A 17682-nucleotide genomic window follows, 5' to 3' on the forward strand; every position below is an offset into this window, starting at 1 on the left:
TCCGCGGAGCCGGGAGAACGCCGCGGAGATGCGGCGCGTCAGCGGAACATACCGATCCCCGACCCTGCTCCCCGACGTCGACGACTTCTTTCGTCATGCAGCGTCGCGAACACGAAGGGGCCGGATGCGCACCGTGCTACTTTCACCGGGCAGACGTCCTCGGGGGGAGGACGCAGCCGCATCTCTCCTCCGTGGTCACCCGCATCCGGACGGCCTCCGCCGTCCGACCCGCCAGGCGCCCTCCGTGGGGCGCCGCCGTCAGCGGGCCACACGACAGCGACGCGATCCGGCCCCGCCCGGACGCGCCCGAGCGCAGCAGGAGCACTACCCATGACGGCACAGATCATCGACGCGACCGATCTCGACGAGCTCCGGCGCGTCGGGCAGGAGCTCCGCGAGGGCGCGACCGTCATCGCGCAGACCGACACGAACTACGGCGTGTTCGCCAGCCCCTTCTCGCGCAGCGCCTGCTTCCGCCTCTACGACATGAAGAAGCGGGACGGCGCGAAGCCGCTCACCCTCTTCGTCTCCGCGCCCCGCGACTGGGCGACCTGGGCCTTCGCCCCGGAGACGGCCGACATGGACGCGCTCGTCGCAGCGTTCTGGCCGGGGCCGCTGAACGTCATCCTGCGCCGCAAGCCCGTCGTCCCGGACTGGGTCACCTCGGGCCAGGACACGGTGTCGGTCGTGCACAACCTCAGCGCCCCGATCAACCTGCTCTCGATATTCGCGGGCCTGCCGCTCGCGGCCACCTCCGCCAACATCAGCGGCACGGTGTCGACCGGACTCGTCGACTTCGACCTCGCCGCGGAGCACCTCGGCGGCGACAGCGACTACCTGATCCGCAGCACCACCGCCCCCGACTCCACGATGAGCAGCACGATCGTCTCCCTCGTGGGCGGCGCGTCGATCGTCCGTCAGGGCGACGTGGGCGCCGACGCACTGCGCGTCGTCGTGCCCTCCCTTGTCTGACCTCGGGCGCGGGGACGCCCCGCGCGGCCGCAGCGCCGCCGGGCTGATCACGGTCTACCGGATCGTCTCGCGCGCCTACTTCCACCTGCCCGTGGTCGCGGTGTTCCTGCTGGCGCGGGGCTACCCGATCCTGGCCGTGGCGCTGCTGCTGGCGCTCTACGGAGTGGTGGCGGCGCTCGCCGACGGCCCGCTCTCGCCGCTCACACGCCGCCTGTCCTCGGCGGGCGCGCTCGTCGTCGGCGAGGGCGTGAAGGCACTGGGCCTCGTCGTGATCGTGCTGGACGCGGATCCGGTCGCCGTCGTGATCAGCCAGCTGCTCGCCGGCTGCGGCTTCTCGCTGACGGCCGGGCGGGACGCCGCGCTGGCCTCCTCGCTGCGCGCCGGAGCCGATGCTCGCCGCCAGGAGACGCGGGTGCAGAGCGGAATGTTCCTCGCCTCCTTCGGCGCGGGAGTGCTCGGGGCCGCCTCGCTCGCGCTCTGGGACCGGCTGCCGTTCCTCCTCAGCGCGCTCGTGTCGTGCGCCGCGCTGGCCGTGGTGCTCCTTGCCCGCCTGCCGCTCGGCGCGAGCGCCGCCTCGGGAGTGGCGGCGCGCGCCGTGCGGCCGGCCGTCCTGCCCGCCGCGGTGCGCTTCTGGTCCCTCTACTACTCCGTGAACCGCGCCGTCCTGCTCGCCGCTTACACCTTCGTGATCCCGCTGCTGCTGTTCCAGGAGCTGCGTCTGACGCTGCCCGCGTTCGGCCTGGTGCTCGGCCTCTACACGCTCGCCGGCCTGGCCGCCGCCCGGCTCTCGCCGCTCATCGCCGGCACGCCCCTGGTCTTCCGGCTGACGGCGCTCACCCAGGTGCTGGGCCTCGCCCTGACCACCCTCGGGGTGCTCGGCGCCGCGATCGCCGGCCTGGCCCTGCTCGGGATCGCGGGCGGCTTCGTGCGGCCCGCGACGATGATCGCCCTGGCGCCGGCGATGAACGGGCTCGAGGACGGCGCCCGGGTCGCGGTGATGCGCGGACTGGAGCGCAACCAGGGGATCCTCCAGGCCGTCCTGCTCGTCGGCGCCGGGATACTCGTCCCCCTCACGGGAGGGACCGCGCCGACCCTCATCGTCCTCGTCGTCCTCGCGGTCCTCGCGCAGACGATCGGGGCCGTCTCGATGCGACGACAGGAGAGGAGGGCCGTCACCGCGGAAGCGGAGTGACAGAGGAAGTCCGGGACGAGCCCGGCGGCGGCGTCCCTCATCCACGTGCAAGGAGTGAAGCAATGCAGCCCATCTACACGTTCTCCGATTCCGACAGATCGACCCTCCAGCAGTCGCTGCTGGCGGTCGCCATCGACCCCTACAAGGACTACGACCGCTTCCGCGACGCGATCGCCGCGCTGATCGACAGCGGCGACGTCCCGCAGGGCTTCGTCGACGCGCTCGCCCGCATCCGGCGCGAGCGCGACGAGAAGATCACCTACGCGCACCTGATCTCGAACAACCCGGTCGACGACGAGATCCCCTGGCTCGACCAGGACGACGCGCTCGAGGACAAGTACCGCAAGAAGCTGACGTTCGTCGGCGAGGGCCTGCTCGAGCTGCAGTCGCAGTACCTCGGCTCGCCGCTGCTCGCGTACGCCACCCGCAACAACGGCGACTTCTTCCAGGACGTCTACGCCGACAACCGCTTCTCGAACACCCAGACGCAGAAGACCGACGGCGAGCTGTACTGGCACAACGAGCGGACCGCGCACCCGGTGCGCGCCGACTTCATCTCGCTCCTGGGACTGCGCACGCCCGAGACCGACCTCGTCTACACGAAGTACGTCGACGGCCGCGAGATCCTGCGCTTCATCTCACCCGAGAACCAGGCGCTCCTGCGCGAGGCGGTCTACATCACCCCGTTCGACGAGCTCTCGCGCGCCCAGAACAAGAACCAGATCGTGTCGGACCAGCACGCTCTGCTCGAGAACGAGCACAGCTTCCGCTACTACGACACCCGGACGGTGCCGGCCGACCCGGACGACCTGCCGCACCTGTGGGCGCTCTGGCAGTTCCGCGATGCGCTCTCGAAGGTCAGCGAGCAGTACCACCGGATCCGCGACGCGGACCTGCTGATCATCGCGAACCAGGACGGCCTGCACAGCCGTCAGCTCGTCGACGTCCAGGACCGCGACAAGACCCGCTTCCGCTGGCTGCTGAAGACGTACTCGTTCCGCGACGCGGCGACCGCGGACCGCCACTCCGACTACTGGCTCGACGGCGTCCGCGGCCGAGTCACCGACTGAGAGAGAAGGAGAACGACATGACCGATCTGACCAGGAGCACGCCCCCGCACCCGCTCGACTTCCTGCCCGCGACGGCGCCCCTGGAGGTGTCCAGCGACGACGTGACCGACGGCGAGCGGCTCGCCGAGGCCCAGGGGAGCGGCGACACCAGCCCGTCCCTGCGCTGGAGCGCCGGCCCCGAGGGCACGCAGTCGTACGCCGTGACCGTGTTCGACCCCGATGCGCCGACCCTCGGCGGCATCCACCACTGGGTCCTGGTCGACATCCCGAAGGAGGTCACCGAGCTGGCCGCCGGCTCGACGGAAGTGGGGCGCCCGGCGCTCAACGACCTCGGGTCGCTCGCCTACGCCGGTGCGGCCCCGCCGCCCGGTGACCGCCCGCACCGCTACCTCTTCACGGTGCACGCGCTCGGAGTGCCGACGCTGCCGGTCGACGAGTCGACTCCGGCCTCGCTGGTCGGCTTCCATCTGACCGTCAACACGCTCGCGCGAGGCTCGCTCACGGCCCTCGCCTGAGCCGTCCCGTCGGCGCGCGCGGCGCGGACGGGCGCGCACCGGGCACCGGAGTCGATCCGGAGCCCGGTGCGCGTCCGTTCGCGGCATCACCGCCGCGGACGACGGGAGGCGATCCGCTAGGCTTCCGCTCGGCCGGGGCCCCGCCCATGGCGTCTCTGGACACCACGAAAGGGAAAGAATGACCAGCACGACGGTGATCGAATGGCGTGAGCAGGCTCCTGCGGAAGCGGTGGACGCGCTCTACGCCCCCGGTGGACTGGTCGTCTGCGCGACCAAGGTCGGCTACATCCTGATGACGACCGACGGAGCGGGCCTCGAGCGCAAGTTCTCGGCCAAGCAGCGCAACCGCAACAAGCCGGGCGTCGTGCTCTGCTCCAGCATCGAGCAGCTCACCGAGCTCGCCGAGCTCAACGAGGAGGTCCTCGCCTTCTACCAGAAGCACTGGGACCAGGACGTCCTGCTCGGCTGCATCCTCCCGTGGAAGGCCGAGGCCGTCGACCTGATCGACGAGGACGCCCGCGAGCTGGTCCGCGACGGACGGGGCACCAGCTGCTTCGTCATCCGCTTCGGCCGCCCGGCCGAGCAGCTGGTCGCCACCATGTGGGAGCGCGACCGCACCCTCACCTTCGCCAGCTCGGCCAACCCCTCGGGCGTGGGCAACCGCGGCCGCGTCGCGAACATCGGCGAGCGGATCGAGAACGAGGCCGACGTCATCGTCTCGGCCGACTCCTACGTCTCCTCGATCCAGCCGGACAAGGACGAGGACTCCCGCCACGAGCAGGGCGTCATGGTCTCGATGGTGGACGCCTCGGGCGCCCTCATCCCCGTGCAGGGCGGCGAGCGCTCGATCACCCCGGGCCCCGTGCTGATCCGCCGCGGCCTCGACTACGAGCGCATCATGCTGAACCTCGCCGAGCAGTTCAACTCCTGGGACTACCGCCAGGGCGAGTACTACTGATCCGCTAGCGGATCGCGACGACGGCCGGGCCGGGGCTCGCCCCCGACCCGGCCGTCGTCGTCCCCGGCGTCAGAGCTCGAGCACGTCGCCGGGCTCGAGCGCGTGGTACTCCCCGCCCCCCTCGCGCACGGCCCAGCCGAGCCGGTCGTGGCCGAGCGCGCGTCCCGCCTCCGAGAGGACCTGCTCGTGGGTCGCGAAGGCGTGCCGCGGCGCGATCTCGAGCACGTAGTCCATCGCCTCGGCGATCTTCATCCACGGCGCGCCCGACGGGGCCGCGAGGACCTCGACGTCGACGCCCTCGGGGACGGTGAAGGAGTCGCCGGCGTAGTAGACGCGGCCGTCGACGAGGACGCCGACGTTGTCGATGACGGGGATGCTCCGGTGGATCACCGCGTGGCGGGCGCCGAAGAAGCGCAGCTCGAACGGGCCGACCGTCACCAGGTCGCCGTCGGCGACCGTCTCGACGTCGAAGCCCTCGGCGGCGGCGGCGACCCCGGCCGGGCCGAGGATCCGCAGCGACGGGGCCGCGTCGCGCAGGCGCTGCAGCTGCTCCGGGGTCCAGTGGTCGGCGTGCTCGTGGGTGAGCACCACGGCGACGGTGTCGGTCGTCCCCTCGACGGGCCGGGTGAAGGACCCCGGATCGATCACCAGCCGGGCGCCGTCCTCCTCGATCAGGACGGCGGCGTGCTCGAGTTTCGTCAGTCTCATGCCCCGAGCCAACCGCCTCGGCGGGCGGCGGGCAAGGCCGGGGCCGAGCGGAGACCGGATGGGCCGGGCGCTCGATTTGCGTCGATGCGGATCCGTGTGCAACACTCTTCGAGTTGCAAAAACGCGGCCCCATCGTTTAGCGGCCTAGGACGTCGCCCTCTCACGGCGGTAACGCGGGTTCAAATCCCGCTGGGGTCACCACGGCAACACGAGAAGAACCCCCGGTCTGACCGGGGGTTCTTCTCGTTTAACACCCGGGTGCTCGCCACGCGGCACCCGCTCGACGCATCGCGCCGATCGCCTCGTTCCCGCTCCGCCTCCCCGGGGCCGCATCCCGCCGGATCGGCGCTAGGATCGCATCCGCGAAGGGGAGTATCCCGCCTTTCCGCTCCCGTCAGTACGCACCGCCCCTGCGCGGCGCCGGGGGCGGGACGGGTGACGCGGACCGGCACGGCCGTCCGCTCCCCGGGGAGAGACTTTCGGCCCCCACCCACTCGGAAGGCCCTCATGCTCGATCTGCCCGTCTGGTTCGTGATCGGCTCGTTCGTCGTCCTGAGCCTGATCCTCGCCGCCGACCTGCTGCTGGTCTACAAGCGCCCGCACGTGCCGAGCCTGAAGGAGTCGGGGCTGTGGGTCGGCTTCTACGTGTCGCTGGCGCTCGTGTTCGCGCTGCTGATGCTGATCCTCGGCGGCGGCGAGCTGGCCGGCCAGTTCGTCGCAGGCTGGCTGACCGAGTACAGCCTCTCGGTCGACAACCTGTTCGTCTTCGTCATCATCATGGGCCGCTTCGCGGTGCCGGCGAAGCTCCAGCAGGAGGTGCTGATGGTGGGCATCATCATCGCGCTGGTCTTCCGCGGCGTCTTCATCCTGCTCGGCGCGCAGCTCATCGAGAGCTTCAGCTGGATCTTCTACCTCTTCGGCGCGTTCCTGGTCTACACGGCCTGGAACCAGGCGTTCGGCGCGGAGGACGAGGACGAGGGCACCGACAACCTGCTCATCCGGCTCCTGCGCCGCCGCGTCAAGATCTCGGACTCGTTCGACGGCTCCAGGATTCGCACCACGATCGACGGCACGCGCCACTTCACGCCGATGCTGATCGTGTTCCTCGCGATCGGCTCGACCGACCTGCTCTTCGCGCTCGACTCGATCCCGGCGATCTTCGGCATCACCGAGAGCCCCTTCATCGTGTTCACCGCGAACGTCTTCGCGCTGATGGGGCTCCGCCAGCTCTACTTCCTGCTCGGCGGGCTGATCGACAAGCTCGAGTACCTCAAGTACGGGATCGCGTTCATCCTCGCCTTCATCGGCGTGAAGCTCGTCCTGCACGCCCTGCACGAGAACGACCTGCCCTTCCTCAACGGGGGCGAGCCGGTGCCGGTGTGGGACATCGACACGATCACCTCGCTCGTGGTCATCGTGCTGAGCATGACCGTGGCGACGCTGGCGAGCCTGGCGAAGATGCGCCGCGAGCACCGCCACATCCAGCTGCACGACGGGCACCCCGAGGTCGTCGCGGACGACGCCCGGTCCTCCGCCGAGGAGAAGTGATCCCGCGATGACGACGACCACGGTCGACCTGCCCCAGGGGGCGCTGCGGCTCGCCGTCAGCAGCAGCACCGACGTCGGCGCCGTCCGCCGCGTCAACGAGGACGCCCTCCTCGCCGACGAGCTGCTCCTGGCAGTCGCGGACGGGATGGGCGGGCACGCACGAGGGGACCTCGCGAGCGCAGCCGCCGTCGAGGCGCTGCGCGAGAACCGGCCGACGAGCCTGGGTCCGGTGGACGCGGTGTTCGACCTGGTGGAGGGCGCCAACACGGCCGTGCGCGCGCTCGACGTGGGCGGTGCGCTCTGCGGCACGACGCTGACCGGGCTGATGCTCGTGCTCCCCGAGCCCGCGGGCCCGGCCCGCTGGGCGCTGTTCAACGTCGGGGACTCCCGCGTCTACCGCTGGGACGGTGCCGAACTCCAGCAGCTGACGGTGGACCACTCCGCCGTGCAGGAGCTCGTCTCGGCCGGCCTGCTCACCCCCGAGTCGGCGGAGTCGCATCCCGACCGCAACATCGTCACCCGCGCCCTCGGCGCCGACGAGGAGGTCGAGACGGACGTCTGGACGCTGCCCGTCGTGCCGCGCGCCAGCTACCTGCTCTGCTCCGACGGGCTGACGAAGGAGCTCTCCGACCAGCGGATCGCCGCCCTGTTCGCCCGCCGCGACTCCGGCGACCCTGCCGACCTCGCTCAGGCGCTCGTGCGTGCGGCGGTCGAGGCCGGCGGACGGGACAACGTCACCGTCGTCGTCGTCGACGCCGTGCTCGACGCCCGCGCCTGAGCCGGGCGACTCCGTGCCGCGCCCGCCCGGGAGGCGGGGGAGCGCGGTGCTATTCTCGGTCCATGCTGAGTGGCCCGCACCTCCTTCCGTGCCGCGACGAGACCTCGAACTGACGGCCTCCCTCGTCGCGGTGCCTCGCCCGGCCGAGCAGCGACTCCAGGAGGAGAAGGAACCGTCATGATCGAGACCACACCCGGCACAGCCGCGCCCGCGTCGAGTGGAGCAGGGACCGGCAGGAGAGCCGAGAAGCCGCGCACCCTCGCCGAGAAGGTCTGGGACGACCACGTCGTCGTCGCGGGCGAGAACGGCGCTCCCGACCTGCTCTACATCGACCTGCACCTGCTGCACGAGGTGACCAGCCCGCAGCCGTTCGACGGCCTGCGTGCCGCGGGGCGCCCGCTGCGCCGGCCGGACCTCACCATCGCCACCGAGGACCACAACACGCCGACCCTCGAGATCGGACGCCCCATCGAGGATCCGATCAGCCGCACCCAGATCGACGCGCTGCGCCGCAACGCCGGCGAGTTCGGCGTCCGCCTGCACTCCCTGGGCGACGTCGAGCAGGGCATCGTGCATGTCGTCGGCCCCCAGTTGGGCCTGACGATGCCCGGCGTCACGGTGGTCTGCGGCGACTCGCACACCTCCACGCACGGCGCGTTCGGCGCGATCGCCTTCGGCATCGGCACGAGCGAGGTCGAGCACGTGATGGCGACGCAGACGCTGCCGCTGCAACCCTTCAAGACGATGGCGATCACGGTCGAGGGCACGCTGAAGGAGGGGGTGACGGCCAAGGACATCATCCTCGCGGTCATCGCCCGCATCGGCACCGGCGGCGGCCAGGGCTACATCCTCGAGTACCGCGGCTCCGCGATCCGCGCGCTCTCGATGGAGGGCCGGATGACGATCTGCAACATGTCGATCGAGGCGGGTGCGCGGGCCGGCATGGTCGCGCCGGACGAGACGACCTTCGCCTACCTGCACGGCCGCCCGCACGCTCCGGCGGGCGAGGACTGGGACGCCGCGGTCGCCTACTGGCGGACGCTGCCGAGCGACGAGGGCGCCGTGTTCGACGCCGAGGTCGTGATCGACGCCGACGCGCTCGAGCCGTTCGTCACCTGGGGCACGAACCCCGGCCAGGGCGTCTCGCTCTCGCAGGCGGTACCGGACCCTGACGTCCTCGACGATCCGAACGAGCGCGCCAGCGCTCTGCGAGCGCTGGAGTACATGGCGCTGGAGCCCGGCACGCCGATGAAGGAGATCCCGGTCGACGTGGTCTTCATGGGCTCCTGCACCAACTCGCGGATCGAGGACCTGCGGGCCTTCGCTGCCGTCGTCGAGGGGCGCACCAAGGCCCCCGGCGTCCGCGTGATGGTCGTCCCCGGCTCCGCCCGGGTGCGGCTCGAGGCCGAGGCCGAGGGGATCGACCGGATCGTCACCGCGTTCGGCGCGGAGTGGCGCTTCGCCGGCTGCTCGATGTGCCTCGGGATGAACACCGACCAGCTCGTCCTGGGGGAGCGCGTGGCCTCCACGTCCAACCGCAACTTCGAGGGTCGTCAGGGCAAGGGGGCGAAGACCCACCTCGTCTCGCCCCTCGTCGCCGCGGCCACGGCCGTGCGCGGCACCCTCTCCAGTCCCTCCGATCTGGAGCCGGTCCGCGAGAGAGCAGGAGTCTGACCGTGCAGAAGTTCGAGACCGTCACCGCGATCGCCGCGCCCCTGAAGCGCGCCAACGTCGACACCGACCAGATCCTCCCCGGCATCTACCTCCGCCGCATCACGAAGACCGGCTTCGAGGACGCGCTCTTCCACGGCTGGCGGCAGGACGCGGACTTCGTCCTCAACCAGGAGCGCTACCGCGGCGCCGGCATCCTCGTCGCCGGCCCCGACTTCGCCATCGGCTCCAGCCGCGAGCACGCCGTCTGGGCGCTGCGCGACTTCGGCTTCCGGGTCGTCATCTCCCCCCGCTTCGGCGACATCTTCCGGGGCAACGCCGGCAAGCAGGGACTGCTCGCGGCCGTCGTCTCGGAGCCCGACGTCGAGCGGCTGTGGGAGATCATCGAGGGCACCCCGGGAATAGAACCGACGGTGGATCTGGTTGCGCGTACGGTCACCGCCGGTGGCGAGACCTTCGACTTCGAGATCGACGACTACACTCGATGGCGCCTGATCGAGGGCCTGGACGACATCGGCCTGACCCTGCGCGACGAAGCGCTCATTTCCGAATTCGAGACCCGCCGCGAGAGCTGGCGGCCCAAGACATTGCCGGTGAAATAGCGTGAACACACTTCTTCAGGACGCCAAGGCCCTGCAGGACGCCAAGGCGTCGGGAGCACGGGTGGGAATGACGACCGAGCGGATCACCATCAACGGCGGGCGACCGCTGGTGGGCCGGATCGAGCTCAAGGGGGCCAAGAACCTGGTCACCAAGGCGATGGTCGCGGCGCTGCTCGGCGAGACCGCCTCCACCCTCCGCGACGTGCCCGACATCAGCGACGTCCGCGTCGTGAAGGGCCTGCTCGAAGTCCACGGCGTCAAGGTGAAGCAGGGCGCCGAGGTGGGCGAGCTGATCCTCGACCCCTCCAACGTCGAGTCCGCGCACTTCGCCGACATCGACGCGCACGCCGGCTCCAGCCGCATCCCGATCCTCTTCTGCGGCCCGCTGCTGCACCGCCTGGGCGAGGCGTTCATCCCCGACCTCGGCGGCTGCCGCATCGGCGACCGCCCGATCGACTACCACCTCGAGGTGCTGCGCAACTTCGGCGCCGTCGTCGAGAAGCTGCCCTCGGGCATCCGGATGTCGGCACCCGAGGGCCTGCACGGCGCCAAGGTGTCGCTGCCGTACCCGAGCGTCGGCGCGACCGAGCAGGTCCTCCTCACGGCGGTCCGCGCCTCCGGGATCACCGAGCTCTCGGGCGCGGCGATCGAGCCCGAGATCATGGACCTGATCAACATCCTGCAGAAGATGGGCGCCATCATCTCGGTCGACACCGACCGCGTGATCCGCATCGAGGGCGTGGACCGGCTCACCGGCTACTCCCACCGCGCGCTCTTCGACCGCAACGAGGCGGCCTCCTGGGCGGCCGCGGCCCTCGCGACCGACGGCGACATCTTCGTCGGCGGCGCCCGCCAGCAGGAGATGACCACCTTCCTCAACGTCTTCCGCAAGGTCGGCGGCGCGTTCGAGATCGCCGAGGACGGCATCCGCTTCTACCACCCGGGCGGCGAGCTCAAGCCGGTCATCATCGAGACCGACGTGCACCCCGGCTTCATGACCGACTGGCAGCAGCCGCTGGTCGTGGCGCTCACGAAGGCCAAGGGCGTCTCGATCGTGCACGAGACCGTCTACGAGCAGCGCTTCGGCTTCGTCGACGCGCTCGTCGAGATGGGCGCGACCATCCAGATCCACCGCGAGTGCCTCGGCGGGCAGGCCTGCCGCTTCGGGCAGCGCAACTTCATGCACTCGGCCGTGATCTCGGGACCCTCGAAGCTGCACGGCGCCGACATCGTCGTGCCGGATCTGCGCGGCGGCTTCTCGCACCTGATCGCGGCGCTCTCGGCCGAGGGCACCTCGACGGTCTCGAACGTCGGCATCATCAGCCGCGGCTACGAGAACTTCCTCACCAAGCTCGAGCTGCTGGGCGCCGACTTCTCGCTCGACGCGTAGCCGCCCACCGGGACCCCGGTGCCGCTGAGGACGACCGTCCTCAGCGGCCCGGGGTCCTGTCGCGCCCGGGCGCGCCCCACGCGGGCGGTTCCGCGTCCTCCTCCAGGCGTCCCCGGATCCGCTTCTCGAGGAGCGCGAGCGTCGTCTCCGGCGCGGGCCGGAGGCTCAGCGGTCCGGGCGACTCGACCAGGACCAGCGTGAGGCGTCCGCGCCGCGTGCCGGCCAGGACGACCTCGAGGGCCTCGCGCGGACGCAGGCCCACCAGCACCCACCGCCGCTCCAGCCGCGCGATCCGCGCCCAGGGCACGACGACGCCCCAGTCGCCGAAGGAGACGGTCAGTCCCCGGCGGCGCGGCACGACCACCGCGTAGGGCCGCAGCGTCGGCAGCGGGAACCGCGGCTCGACACGACGGAGGCCCGCTCCGAGCCGGCCGCGTCCGAGGACCGCGACGCCGCCGGTCGCCTCCGCCTCGACGTGGGCGAGCGGTGCCACCGCCACGCGCCAGAGGGCGTCGACCCCGCCGATCACGAGGGCGACGGCCGCCGAGCCGCCGACGAGGACCGCGAGCGTCAGCAGGAGGCCGTCGCCGAGCGCGGCCGCGTCGCGTCCGGCCTGCGTGGCGAGCAGCACGACTCCCCACACGAGCAGGAGCACCAGGCCGGACTGCGCAATCGGCGAGGCGGCCGAGCGCTCGGCCGACGGCGTCCCACGGCGACGGGCGGCGACGCGGACGGGGCGTGCCGGTACCGTACCCGGCGGCCGGGCCGCTCCTCCCACCGCGGGGCCCCGCTGCTCCAGGGCGTGGGGACGCGGCCCCTCCGATGCGGGATGCGAGGATGGGCGGGTGTCTGAGCGAAGCCGTCCGTCCATCTTCTGGTTCCTCGCGGCGGCGGTGATCCCCGTGATGACCGCCTCGGTCGACCTGCGGATCCGGAACGGCGACAAGATCCCGAGCACCGGAGCCTTCGTGTTCGCGCCGAACCACTACAGCGAGATCGACCCGATCATCACGGGCTGGACCCTGTGGCGCGCCGGCCGCGCACCGCGCTTCCTCGCCAAGGCCTCGCTGTTCTCGGTGCCCGTGCTCGGCTCGATCCTGCGCGGCTCCGGGCAGATCCCCGTCGAGCGCTCGGGCTCGGTCCGCGGCAGCGAGCCGCTGAAGACCGCCAAGGCTCTCGTGGACGAGGGCCGCTCGGTCATCATCTACCCCGAGGGCACCCTCACCCGCGACCCCGAGCTCTGGCCGATGCGCGGCAAGACGGGAGCGGTGCGGATGGCGCTGCAGTACGGCCTGCCTGTCGTCCCGGTCGCGCACTGGGGCGCGCAGCAGCTGATGGGCCGCTACTCCAAGCGGATCACCCTCTTCCGCCGCAAGCGCGTCGACGTGATCGTCGGCGACCCCGTCGACCTGTCCGCCTTCCGCGGACGCAGCCTCGACTCCGCCACACTCAACGAGGCCTCCGCGGTCGTGATGGCGGCGATCACCGCCCTGCTCGAGGAGCTGCGCGGCGAGGCGGCGCCCGAGAAGCGCTGGAACCCCTCCGAGCACAACCAGAAGGGCACGGGTCGCTTTGAGTCCGAGCAGTAGGAAGGCGCCCATCCCCGTGCCCCGCCGCGTCGCCGTCCTCGGCGCCGGCAGCTGGGGCACCACGTTCGCGAAGATCCTCGCCGACGGCGGCTCCGACGTCGTGATGTGGGCGCGCCGCGCCGAGCTGGCCCGCGAGATCACCGAGGCCAAGCGCAACAGCGACTACCTCCCCGGCATCAACCTCCCGCGCAACATCCGGGCCACGCCGCGCATCGAGGAGGCGCTGGAGGGCGCGGACCACGTCTACCTCTCCATCCCGTCGCAGTCGCTGCGGAGCAACCTCGAGGCGATCACGCCGTTCCTCACCGAGCGCACGGTGCTGGTGAGCCTGATGAAGGGCGTCGAGAAGGGCACCGGCCAGCGGATGAGCGAGGTGATCGCGCAGATGCTGCCGGTCTCTCTCGACCGGATCGCCGTCGCCTCCGGGCCCAACCTCGCCCTCGAGATCGCCAAGGAGCAGCCGACCGCGGCGGTCATCGCCTCCGAGAGCCTCGTCACCGCGCAGGAGGTGGCTCTCGCGGCGACCAACCGCTACTTCCGCTCCTACGTCAACACCGACGTGATCGGCACCGAGTTCGGCGGCGTGCTGAAGAACCTCATCGCCGTGGCGATCGGCATCGTCGACGGCGTCGGCTACGGCGAGAACACGAAGGCATCGATCATCACGCGCGGTCTCGCCGAGATGACCGACTTCGCGGTCGCGTACGGCGGACGGGCCGAGACGATGGCCGGACTCGCTGGGCTCGGCGACCTCATCGCGACGTCGAGCTCGTCCCTCTCGCGCAACAACACGGCCGGGCGCCTGCTCGGCCAGGGCTACAGCTTCACCGACGTGGTGAAGTCGATGCAGCAGACGGCGGAGGGGCTCGCCTCCGTCGCGCCGGTCCTCGAGCTGGCGCGCGCCAGGGGAGTCGACATGCCCATCGTCGAGCAGGTGTCGCAGGTGCTCGCCGGTACGCTCGATCCGAAGGACATCGCGCCGCACCTGACCACGGATTCGGACGAGCCACAGGGTGAGAGGAACCTCGATGACCAGCAAGCTCCGCGTGGCCGTTCTGTTCGGGGGGCGCTCCAGCGAGCACTCGATCAGCTGCGCAACGGCGGCCGGGGTGCTGCGGGCGATCGACCGTGACCGCTTCGAGGTGATCCCCGTCGGGATCACCTCCGACGGCGCCTTCGTGCTCGAGGAGGACCGTCCTGAGAAGTTCGCTCTCGATGCCGCGTCGCTGCCCCGCGTCGAGGACGACGGCTCCCGTGTGCGCTGGCCGGAGTCGGCCCTCTCGCGTGAGCTCACCGTGACGACCGAGGACGGCGCGACGCGCTCGCTCGGCGAGGTCGACGTGGTGCTGCCGATCCTGCACGGCCCGTGGGGCGAGGACGGCACCGTCCAGGGGATGCTCGAGCTCGTCGGGCTGCCCTACGTCGGCTCGGGCGTGCTCGCGTCGGCGCTCGGCATGGACAAGCACTTCACCAAGACGGTGCTGCGGGCCGCGGGCCTCGCGGTGGCGCCCTGGTACCTCGTGACCGAGGCGGAGTGGCGCGCCGACCCGGGCGACGCCTCCTCGGCCCTCGACGAGCTGGGCCTGCCCGCGTTCGTGAAGCCGGCGCGGGCCGGCTCGAGCGTGGGCGTCAGCCGGATCGACGAGCGCGAGCAGCTCGAGGCCGCGCTGGAGGAGGCGTTCGCGCACGACTCGCGGGTGCTGATCGAGTCGGGCATCGTCGGCCGCGAGGTAGAGATCGGCGTGCTCGGCGGCCGCCGCGGTGCTCCGGCCCGCGCCTCCGTCGCCGGCGAGGTGGTCGTCACCGGCCGCGGCTTCTACGACTTCGAGGCGAAGTACCTCGGGGCGTCCGGCATCGAGCTGGTCTGCCCGGCCGATCTCACCGACGGCGAGCTCTCCGAGATGCGGTCCCTCGCGATCCGCGCCTTCGACGCGATCGGAGCCGAGGGCCTCGCCCGGGTCGACTTCTTCCTCACCGCCGACGGCTTCGTCGTCAACGAGATCAACACCATGCCCGGCTTCACGCCGGTCTCGATGTTCCCGCGCATGTGGGGCGCGAGCGGCGTGGACTACCCGGACCTGATCAGCGAGCTGCTCGACTCGGCGCTCGACCGCGTCCCGGTCGCCGCCCGATGACGTCGGCGCTCGCGCTCCGCGTCGAGGCGGGCGCGGCCGCGGCGCCCTTCGAGCAGATCCGTGAGCAGATCACCGCTCTGATCGCCGCGGGCGAGCTGCCGGTCGGCACGCGGCTGCCGCCGGTGCGCGCGCTGGCCGAGACGCTGGGCGTCGCCGCGGGGACGGTCGCCCGCTCCTACCGGGAGCTGGAGTCGGCGGGCCTGGTCGAGACGCGCGGCCGGGCGGGCACGGTCGTCGCGGGAGGCGTGGACGCGCTGGAGCGCGAGCTGCAGGCCGCGGCCGCCGTGTTCGCGTCCCGCGCGCGCGAGCTGGGGGCGACCTCCGATGGTGCGCTCACCGCAGCGAGTCGAGCCCTCGGCGTCTGACGCTGAAGCTCAGCCGGTGGGCGTGTCCGTCGGATCGAGGGTGTCGGCGTCCGAGACGTCGGTGCACTCGCGCGTCTGCGGGACGTAGGAGACGGCGTTCGCCAGGTCGAGCGCGGCGGAGGATCCGGACGCGCGGCTCTGGTCGACGGTGATCTCCACCGCGGGATCGCGACCGTAGGTGGTCAGCGTGTAAATGTCCTCGTCCTTCTGCGTCTCGTCGATGATCCAGTCGACTCCGCTGACGTTCACGCAGAGGTCCGTCGTCGGGCCGGGCACCTCGACTCCGCAGTGGAGGATGACGGCGGCCGGGGTGCCCCAGGCGGCGGTGCCCTGAGCGTTCGTCTCGCGCTCGGGCTGCTCCGCGACCACGTCGGGCAGGCGCACCGAGACCTCCGCGCAGCCGGTGCTCGTCGCATCGGCGGCGGGCTCGAGGGCGACGCTGGCCGAGCAGCCCGAGAGCAGCAGGACGGCGGCGGCGGCGAGAAGGGGGGAGCGGAGTCGGCGGGGGGACATCGCCGTCAACGCTAGCGTGTGAACCATGGCAGAGGATCGGAGTCCCACCCTGGCCGAGCTCAGCGAGGGCGAGGTGCTCGCGAGGGTGCTGGCCCGGCTCGGCGGCCCGGGCGCGGAGACCCTGGTCGGACCCGGCGACGACTGCGCGGTGCTGCGCGCTCCCGACGGCCGCTTCGTGGTGACCACGGACATGATGGTGCACGGCCCCGACTTCCGGCTGGCCTGGTCGCGCCCGGCGGACCTGGGCTGGAAGGCGGCGGCCTCGAACCTCGCCGACGTCGCGGCGATGGGGGCCCGTCCCACCGGGCTCGTCGTCGCGCTCGCGGCACCCCAGTCGCTGGGCGTCGACGTGCTGGAGGGGATCGCGGGCGGCCTCGCCGCCGGCTGCGCCGCGATGGCGCCGGGATGCGGAGTCGTCGGGGGAGACCTGTCCGCCTCCGCGACGCTGACGCTCTCGATCACGGCGTTCGGCTCGCTCGACGGACGACCGGCGGTGCTCCGCAGCGGTGCGAGGCCGGGGGACGTGCTCGCCGTGGCCGGTCCGCTGGGACGAGCGGGGCTCGGGCTGCGCCTGCTGTTCGAGCAGGCGCGGCGGGACGGGGAGCCGTCGGCCGACCTCGCCGCCCGGCTCCGCGAGCGGCATCCGTCCCTCCTCGAGGCGCAGCTGCGCCCGACCGCGCCGATCTCCGCGGGCGAGGCCGCGGGCGGGACCGCCACCGCGATGATGGACGTCTCGGACGGCGTGGTGCTCGACGCCCGTCGGATGGCGCGTGCGAGCGGAGTGGCGATCGACCTCGATGCCGCGGCGGTCGACGTGCACGCGCGCGGGCTCACGGGCGTGGAGGGCGTGGACCTCGACCTGGCGAGGGCGTTGGTGCTGGGAGGCGGCGAGGACCACGCGATGCTCGCGTGCTTCCCGCCCGCCGCGGCGCTGCCGGAGGGCTTCGTCCCGCTCGGGGTCGTCCGCGAGGGGGACCCGGAGGTGCGCCTGGGCGGGGTCGCGCTCGAGGGGCGCGGGGGCTGGGACCCGTACCTCGGCTGGGACGGCGCGGCGGGCTGAGGCCGGTCAGCCGGCCGCGGAGGAAGCGGGCGAGACGGGCGACGCCGGTGAAGCCCACCAGATCGTGGTCTCGCCGTAGTCCTTCCTCCGCTCCCGCTCCAGACCCGCGGGCCAGCGCGGCTCCGGGCTGCGGGAGCTCCGCTCCACGACGACCACCGCGTCCTCGCGCAGCAGCGGCAGCACGCCGGCGAGATCGGCGGCGAGGTCGTCCTCGCCGAGGTCGTAGGGCGGGTCGAGGAACACCGTGTCCGTGTTGAGGGCCGGGGACCCGTCGAGGAAGGAGCGGACCGAGCCGGTCACCACCTCGATCCGCGGGGCGGGCCGCTTGTTCTTGGCAGCCGCGGTCACGATCGCCCGTGCGTTCTCGCCCGCGGTCCGGGCGGCCTTCGGGTCGCGCTCGACCAGGACGACCGCGCTCGCTCCGCGGCTGGCCGACTCGAGCCCGAGGGCGCCGGAGCCCGCGTAGAGGTCGACCACCGTCGCGCCGTCGAGGGCGTCCCGGGCCTCGAGGGCCGAGAAGACGGCCTCGCGCACGCGGTCGCTGGTGGGGCGGGTGCCCGCGCGCGGGACCCGGAGGGTGAGCGAGCCGGCGAATCCGGCGATGATCCTGGTCACC

19 protein-coding genes and 1 tRNA gene are annotated in these 17682 nt (G+C 72.0%); 16 read left to right on the forward strand and 4 right to left on the reverse strand.

Going from position 1 to position 17682, the window contains the following annotated elements; genetic code table 11:
* Positions 1–330 precede the first annotated feature (330 nt).
* The 5 genes from C5C56_RS03795 (at position 331) to C5C56_RS03815 (ending at position 4707) form a co-directional block, all read left to right on the forward strand.
* Positions 331–972 (forward strand): L-threonylcarbamoyladenylate synthase, encoded by a 642-nt coding sequence (locus C5C56_RS03795; protein WP_104225616.1) that lies wholly within the window; start codon positions 331–333, stop codon positions 970–972.
* Complete coding sequence (locus C5C56_RS03800) at positions 965–2164, forward strand: hypothetical protein (RefSeq protein WP_104225617.1); 1200 nt, start codon at positions 965–967, stop codon at positions 2162–2164. The genes C5C56_RS03795 and C5C56_RS03800 overlap by 8 nt, the downstream gene beginning before the upstream one ends.
* Before the next feature lie 62 nt (positions 2165–2226).
* Positions 2227–3234 (forward strand): TauD/TfdA family dioxygenase, encoded by a 1008-nt coding sequence (locus C5C56_RS03805; protein ID WP_104223082.1) that lies wholly within the window; start codon positions 2227–2229, stop codon positions 3232–3234.
* A gap of 17 nt (positions 3235–3251) precedes the next feature.
* Positions 3252–3749 carry a YbhB/YbcL family Raf kinase inhibitor-like protein gene (locus C5C56_RS03810; RefSeq protein WP_104223083.1) on the forward strand — a complete coding sequence of 166 codons (498 nt, stop codon included), beginning with the start codon at positions 3252–3254 and terminating at the stop codon, positions 3747–3749.
* 178 nt (positions 3750–3927) lie between these two features.
* Complete coding sequence (locus C5C56_RS03815) at positions 3928–4707, forward strand: L-threonylcarbamoyladenylate synthase (RefSeq protein ID WP_104223084.1); 780 nt, start codon at positions 3928–3930, stop codon at positions 4705–4707.
* Positions 4708–4776: 69 nt separating this feature from the next.
* Here C5C56_RS03815 and C5C56_RS03820 read toward each other — a convergent pair whose 3' ends face one another.
* Positions 4777–5415: an MBL fold metallo-hydrolase gene (locus C5C56_RS03820; RefSeq protein ID WP_104262526.1), complete on the reverse strand. Its 639-nt coding sequence runs from the start codon at positions 5413–5415 to the stop codon at positions 4777–4779.
* Between the two features lie 125 nt (positions 5416–5540).
* Here C5C56_RS03820 and C5C56_RS03825 point away from each other — a divergent pair.
* The 6 genes from C5C56_RS03825 (at position 5541) to murA (ending at position 11404) form a co-directional block, all read left to right on the forward strand.
* Positions 5541–5616 (forward strand) — tRNA-Glu (locus C5C56_RS03825).
* 306 nt (positions 5617–5922) lie between these two features.
* Positions 5923–6963 (forward strand): TerC family protein, encoded by a 1041-nt coding sequence (locus C5C56_RS03830; RefSeq protein ID WP_104223086.1) that lies wholly within the window; start codon positions 5923–5925, stop codon positions 6961–6963.
* 7 nt (positions 6964–6970) lie between these two features.
* Positions 6971–7741: a PP2C family serine/threonine-protein phosphatase gene (locus C5C56_RS03835; RefSeq protein ID WP_104223087.1), complete on the forward strand. Its 771-nt coding sequence runs from the start codon at positions 6971–6973 to the stop codon at positions 7739–7741.
* Positions 7742–7918: 177 nt separating this feature from the next.
* A complete protein-coding gene (leuC, locus tag C5C56_RS03840) occupies positions 7919–9415 on the forward strand; it encodes a 3-isopropylmalate dehydratase large subunit (RefSeq protein WP_104223088.1) in 1497 nt (498 codons plus the stop codon).
* A gap of 2 nt (positions 9416–9417) precedes the next feature.
* Entirely contained in the window at positions 9418–10014 is a 597-nt protein-coding gene (gene leuD / locus C5C56_RS03845) for a 3-isopropylmalate dehydratase small subunit (protein WP_104223089.1), read from the forward strand.
* Positions 10015–10081: 67 nt separating this feature from the next.
* Entirely contained in the window at positions 10082–11404 is a 1323-nt protein-coding gene (murA, locus tag C5C56_RS03850) for a UDP-N-acetylglucosamine 1-carboxyvinyltransferase (protein ID WP_181067970.1), read from the forward strand.
* Between the two features lie 40 nt (positions 11405–11444).
* Here murA and C5C56_RS03855 read toward each other — a convergent pair whose 3' ends face one another.
* On the reverse strand, positions 11445–12059 hold the full coding sequence (locus C5C56_RS03855) for a hypothetical protein (protein WP_104233771.1): 615 nt from the start codon (positions 12057–12059) through the stop codon (positions 11445–11447).
* A 190-nt stretch (positions 12060–12249) separates the two neighbouring features.
* Here C5C56_RS03855 and C5C56_RS03860 point away from each other — a divergent pair, with 190 nt between their 5' ends.
* The 4 genes from C5C56_RS03860 to C5C56_RS03875 are packed head-to-tail and all read left to right on the forward strand — an operon-like array spanning position 12250 to position 15493.
* Positions 12250–12993 (forward strand): 1-acyl-sn-glycerol-3-phosphate acyltransferase, encoded by a 744-nt coding sequence (locus C5C56_RS03860; protein WP_244229445.1) that lies wholly within the window; start codon positions 12250–12252, stop codon positions 12991–12993.
* Positions 12994–13009: 16 nt separating this feature from the next.
* Complete coding sequence (locus C5C56_RS03865; RefSeq protein WP_181027083.1) at positions 13010–14125, forward strand: NAD(P)H-dependent glycerol-3-phosphate dehydrogenase; 1116 nt, start codon at positions 13010–13012, stop codon at positions 14123–14125.
* Positions 14022–15128 (forward strand): D-alanine--D-alanine ligase family protein, encoded by a 1107-nt coding sequence (locus C5C56_RS03870; RefSeq protein ID WP_104223094.1) that lies wholly within the window; start codon positions 14022–14024, stop codon positions 15126–15128. Before C5C56_RS03865 ends, C5C56_RS03870 begins: the two co-directional genes overlap by 104 nt.
* Positions 15125–15493, forward strand: a complete 369-nt coding sequence (locus tag C5C56_RS03875) for a GntR family transcriptional regulator (RefSeq protein WP_104223095.1) — start codon at positions 15125–15127, stop codon at positions 15491–15493. The genes C5C56_RS03870 and C5C56_RS03875 overlap by 4 nt, the downstream gene beginning before the upstream one ends.
* 9 nt (positions 15494–15502) lie before the next feature.
* Here the strand turns inward: C5C56_RS03875 and C5C56_RS03880 are convergent, their stop codons facing one another.
* On the reverse strand, positions 15503–16006 hold the full coding sequence (locus C5C56_RS03880) for a DUF3515 family protein (protein WP_104223096.1): 504 nt from the start codon (positions 16004–16006) through the stop codon (positions 15503–15505).
* 25 nt (positions 16007–16031) lie between these two features.
* Between C5C56_RS03880 and thiL the strand changes: the two genes are divergently transcribed.
* Positions 16032–17066, forward strand: a complete 1035-nt coding sequence (thiL, locus tag C5C56_RS03885) for a thiamine-phosphate kinase (protein ID WP_104319133.1) — start codon at positions 16032–16034, stop codon at positions 17064–17066.
* Between the two features lie 6 nt (positions 17067–17072).
* Here the strand turns inward: thiL and C5C56_RS03890 are convergent, their stop codons facing one another.
* Positions 17073–17681, reverse strand: coding sequence for an RsmD family RNA methyltransferase (locus C5C56_RS03890; RefSeq protein ID WP_104223136.1), 609 nt, complete (start codon positions 17679–17681; stop codon positions 17073–17075).
* Position 17682: the final 1 nt, after the last annotated feature.

The sequence above is a fragment of the Rathayibacter sp. AY1D1 genome (assembly GCF_002932635.1).
Taxonomy (GTDB): domain Bacteria; phylum Actinomycetota; class Actinomycetes; order Actinomycetales; family Microbacteriaceae; genus Rathayibacter.